Below are 5,190 nucleotides of genomic sequence, written 5' to 3'. Positions count from 1 at the left end.
CTAGAAAGCAGGTGAACTCTTTCTCTCGGATATTGAGGTTGATCCCCTTGATCACATCAAGCGCACCATAGTTTTTGCGCAGTTCTTTTATGTCAACGTTTGCCAATTGAGATCTCCGGGTCGAAATGTCTGCTATGTGTCGCTTGAGTGCCAAAGCAAATGGTGTTTTGGTGTGGGAACACGGAAAGATGCATGTGCACTATTCCTCCCACACCAAGAGGTCAGCCGGAGGGATGTTCTTCTGACCTAAAAGAATATCTGCGTTTGGCGGCACCTCAACTTCTCTTGTGTCGTCGCCAAAGTTGAAGACAAATGTGAGTTTGCCGCGCTTCACAAACCGCAGGTCGCCAATGTCTCCTAGTGAAGCGACTTCAGCCCACGTCAAACAATCTTGCATGAAGTGCATTAGAAAGTTGCCGTACAGTTGGGTGGCAACATAACGACATTTATCGTTGCCAATAATCGCTGGACTGCCGTGCCGATATTTGCTTGTGAAATGTGCCAACGCGGTTTCATGTGTGCTAAGAGACTCGCGCCAGCCGTCTGCGCGGTAAGTTTTTCCGTCAAACTCAATTGGGTCATCTGCGTATTCGGGTAGAGATTCAACTCGGGTAACCTCCACGTCTATCAGCTGTTGAAAGTGACCGGGGGGCAGTTGGTCAGGTATATGCATCTCATCGGTCTTGCTGCCGCATCTTGGGCCCAAGACAACCTTGGTTTTTGATTGCTTGAGCTTTTCGACAAAATCGAGATTGTCGATCATCATATCTGGAACAAAAACGGCTTGATAGTTTGTGAAGTCGACGTGGGGCCCAACAACGTCTGCGTCCACGCCAAGCTTGCAAAGAGTGGAGTACCACTCGAAGGCGTGGCTGGCAGGGTCGTAGCCTTTCCCTTGAGGAAGAGCACGTGCGCCCCATCGCGATTTGTAGTCATAGATTATGGCAACAGGTGCTTGTTGTTTTTTGGTTGCAGGCAGCGCTTTGCGCTCCTGTGCAATTTTTTCGACTTCAAAGAAAGCCTGGTCAGGCTTGCCATTGGGCAAAAGCAAGGCTGCGTGGTATTGCTCTTGAGCAAACTTAGCTTGTCGCCAGCGGAAATAGCACACAACATCCACTCCATGTGCATAGGCAAGCCACGTCCATAAACGCACCATTCCATCTTCGGGAGATTGATTGTGTCGGGCCCAATTCACTGGCCCGGGTTGCTGTTCCATAATCCAGACATTGCCGCGACCCACCGTACGATATAGCTCGTTGTTGAACGCGGGTTGGTCTGGTAAGCCCGTGCGCAACATTTTGCGTTTTTGGTCATCGGAAATATTGGCGTTTATCAAGGCCCCCATGGGGTAGCTATCCCACGACGCAAAATCTAGATCTTCGCCAACTTTATAGTGATCAAAGTCAGGGTTATGGCCCATGAAATTATGCGTTGTGGGACGATTGGGAGATAGCGCTCGAACAATATCGACCTGCGCCTTGTTGAACGCGCACACCTGGTCGGATGAAAACTCTATATAGTCAACTTCATGGGAGGGGGTTGTCATGCAAAGCATGTTGCGCTGCGTGTCGATTTCCTCAAATGAGTTATACCTCATGCTCCAAAAAGTGTTGCCCCAAGCCTCGTTGAGCTTGTCGATGGTTCCATACTTTTTTTGCAACCAGTTTCGAAATGCATGAGTGGCATCGTCAGAGAAACTGTAAATTGTATTGTGGTCACCGTATTCATTGTCAATTTGCCAGGCTTTGACATATGGATTTTTGCCATAGCGTTCGGCAAAGAGCTTGGTTATGCGCTTGGCTTCGCGCAACAAGTCTACACTTGAAAAACAATAGTGCCGTCTTGCGCCAAATTTGCGCGGGTTGCCGTCTTTGTCGACGGGCAGAATGGCAGGAAACTTGTCGACCAACCACTTTGGCGGAGCGGCTGTGGGCGTGCACATAACCACGTCAAGTCCGGCAGTTCCGAGTATTTCGATAACTTCGTCGAGCCATTGCCAGTCAAAGTGGTCATCCTTTGGCTCTACTAATGCCCATGAAAACTCTGCGATGCGGACGTAGCGAATGCCTAAGTCGACCATCCGTTTAGCGTCGTCTTTCCAGACTTCTTTTGACCATTGTTCTGGATAGTAACAAACACCAAGTTCAACCACGCACGCAACTCCATCCCATTTACATCTCACTTGGCCTGAAGCCAAGATTTAGGTTTCATGAGCTTTGCAAATTCTATCTGAGATCACAATCAAAATTTTATATCTGATTTTATTTTGCTGACGTTAATCCCGCATGATTTCATGTTGGATTTGCATGACCTGCGCCCGCAGTTCCATCGGTCTCCTTGTTAAGAGGCGGGAAGGCTGTAAAGACTAAGTTGTGTCTATAAAATTACATTTATAATTATAAAAAAAATTATTGACGTAATTTTTAATTGTGTTTTAAATCGGCGCGGCTGACTGAGCGCTTGGCGCGGGACAGCTTCGAACAGGCGCGGGTTATCTGCTTGCCTTTCGCAAAAATCGGAGGAGCTATAATGAATCTAAATAAGTTGAAATGCCTAGCATTCGCGGCAATTGTCGGTTTCGCTGGCACCGCACAAGCTGCGGACTCCGGGGGCGAATTTAATTTCGTCGCACCGTATGATGGAAGCATCTTGTCGCTTGATCCACACAAGACCAGCAAGCAGCAAGACTTGTTGGTTACAAACAATATTTTCAGATCGCTCTATATGTGGAGTGCTGAACATCGAAAGCCGATGCTAGAGCTCGCAAACCTAGAAAGTGTGTCTGATGATGGTCTGACCTACACTTATAAATTGCATGCTGACATGATGTTCCATAACGGCCGTGCCATGAAAGCGAGTGACATTGTCTACTCGTACGAGCGTATGCTGTCGATGAAACCTGTAAGTCCAAATGCTGGGCATATTCAGATCATTCAGGGCGCAAAAGCTTTTGAAAGTGGCGAGGCCGATCATGTCGAGGGCCTGTCCGTTTTGGATGATTTGCGTTTCTCGATTACGCTGAATGACCGTGTCGATCCTGCATATTATTTCTATCGTCCTGGAACTGCTATCGTGCCTCAAGAGGCCGTTGAAGCAGCGGGCGATGAGTTTGGCCTTTCGCCAGTGGGCAGCGGACCATTCAAGTTCGAAGAATGGGTTAAGGGTAGCGAAGTCAAACTAAGCAAGTTTGATAATTATTTCGAAGCCCAAAAACCCTATTTGGATAAATTGAACTTCAAAATCCTCCAGGAGGGCTCAACACGAGATATTGCTTTCCGCGCGAATGAGTTGGATGCAATTCTTGTCGAAGCTTCTCAATATCCACAATACAAAGCTGATCCGAGTTACTCAGAGCACTTGGTTGAAGTCGCCGAAATGTTCACGCGCTTGATTTCTTGGAATGCGGATTATGCGCCTCTATCAGACAAGAAGGTGCGCCAAGCAATCAGCTATGCAATTGATGAAGACACGATCAACAAGAAATTCCTCAAAGGAAAAGCCTACAATCCAGTGGGGTGGTTGCCGTCTACGTCAGAAGCATTTGATGCCAACGGTAAAGGCTTTGGCTATGACGTCGAAAAAGCAAAAGCACTGATGGCAGAGGCTGGCTATGCTGATGGTTTTGAATTGGAGATCTTGGGCACTGCAAACAAGTCTTATGGCGTTGGTGTTGCTGAAGTTGTCGGCCAATATTTGAGCAAAATTGGCATCACAGTGACCACGCAACAACTTGAAGGCGGTATCCTTTATGACAAGCTTGTGGCAGGTGATTTTCAGGGCATAATCTGGTCGTTTGGTTCAGGCGTTGAACCTCTTAAGGCTCTTAAACGCTGGCATTCTACCACCGCAAACGACTCGGGTAACTATGTGAAGTACAACAACCCCGAATATGATGCGCTGCTGGATAAAGCTCAGACCACAAATGATGAGCAAAAGCGTGTGGAGTATCTGCAGGCCGCCGACCGAATTTTTGCTGATGATGCGGCGGTTTGGCTATTCAATTACAACAAAGCGGTTTTGGCTGTGCAGCCTTGGGTGCATGGAATTGAGCCGGTTGCGATTGAGATTATGTATCAAGATTTCGCTGACGTTTGGGTTGATGCCAACTCGCCTCGCGCGAAATAATGTTCTGAAGCTGGCGGCTTTGTGTCGCCAGCTTACCTTACCCTCACATTCAGAGAAATTGCGTCATGTTCGCTTTCATCGTGCGACGATTGCTCCAGTTTATTCCTACCATCTTAGGGATATCGCTGATCATGTTTTTGTTGCTCAACCTTATTCCTGGAAACGCTGCGCTGAGCTCGGCAGGTCGTCTTGAATTGGCTCCCGAAGTGGTGGAGCAGATTAAAGCGGAACTGGGGTTGGATAAGCCGATTGTACAGCGTTATGTGCAGTACATTACGCGACTGGCGCAAGGAGACATGGGGCAGTCCTACCTGCGGCGGTATGATGTGTCCGAAGTTGTGTTTTCCAGATTGGGTGCAACCCTAAAACTGGCATTCGCTGCAATTTCGATCGCTCTACTGATTGGTGTGCCCTTAGGTTTCTTTGCAGCGCTAAAGCAAGGCACTTGGATGGATATGCTGCTGACAGTGGTCGCTGTTGGAGGGGTGTCGATCCCCCAGTTTTGGCTGGGTATCCTTTTGATGTACTTTTTTGGGTTTATGCTGCACCTGCTGCCCACGTCCGGCTATGGCAATGGTTCGCTAGCAAATCTTGTGCTGCCAGCGCTCACTTTGGGGCTGGGGTATACGGCGATGCTTGCCCGCATCACCCGAGCGGCAGTGATAGAGGTCCTGACCTCGGACTATGTGCGCACCGCTCGCGCCAAAGGGCTGAGTGAACTTGCAATCAATGTAAGGCATGTTTTTCGCAACGCTTTTGTGCTGATTTTGACAACGGCTGGTTTGTTGTTTGGTTCACTCATCGGTCAAACGGTGGTGGTGGAACGCCTGTTCTCTTGGCCCGGCATTGGCTCACTTGTTGTGGAAGCTATTTTTCAGCGCGACATACCTGTCGCTCAAGGTTGCTTGTTGGTGATTATCTTTGTCTTCCTCACAGTGAATCTGTTGGTGGACATTCTTTACCGCGCCATAAACCCACAGATCGATTTTGAATGATGCTAAAGTGAATGTTTGCCCATAAGAATCTTATGTTTGGCGGCACCATTGTTGTGCTTGTTGTGCTCAT

General features: G+C 48.3%; 3 protein-coding genes. 2 read left to right on the top strand and 1 reads right to left on the bottom strand.

Annotation, left to right across the window (positions count from 1 at the left end; translation table 11 throughout):
- Positions 1-199: 199 nt before the first annotated feature.
- Positions 200-2,152 (bottom strand): beta-galactosidase, encoded by a 1,953-nt coding sequence (locus Q0231_RS08035; protein WP_299346988.1) that lies wholly within the window; start codon positions 2,150-2,152, stop codon positions 200-202.
- A gap of 377 nt (positions 2,153-2,529) precedes the next feature.
- On the opposite strand from Q0231_RS08035, the gene Q0231_RS08030 reads away from it, so the two are divergent.
- Positions 2,530-4,125, top strand: coding sequence for an ABC transporter substrate-binding protein (locus Q0231_RS08030; protein ID WP_299346986.1), 1,596 nt, complete (start codon positions 2,530-2,532; stop codon positions 4,123-4,125).
- Between the two features lie 65 nt (positions 4,126-4,190).
- A complete protein-coding gene (locus Q0231_RS08025; RefSeq protein WP_269393647.1) occupies positions 4,191-5,120 on the top strand; it encodes an ABC transporter permease in 930 nt (309 codons plus the stop codon).
- The last annotated feature ends 70 nt before the right edge of the window (positions 5,121-5,190 follow it).

The organism is uncultured Maritalea sp., assembly GCF_937139385.1.
GTDB lineage: Bacteria > Pseudomonadota > Alphaproteobacteria > Rhizobiales > Devosiaceae > Maritalea > Maritalea porphyrae_A.
The sequence above is the reverse complement of the archived record's forward strand: the minus strand, read 5'-3'. Positions and strand labels throughout refer to the sequence as shown.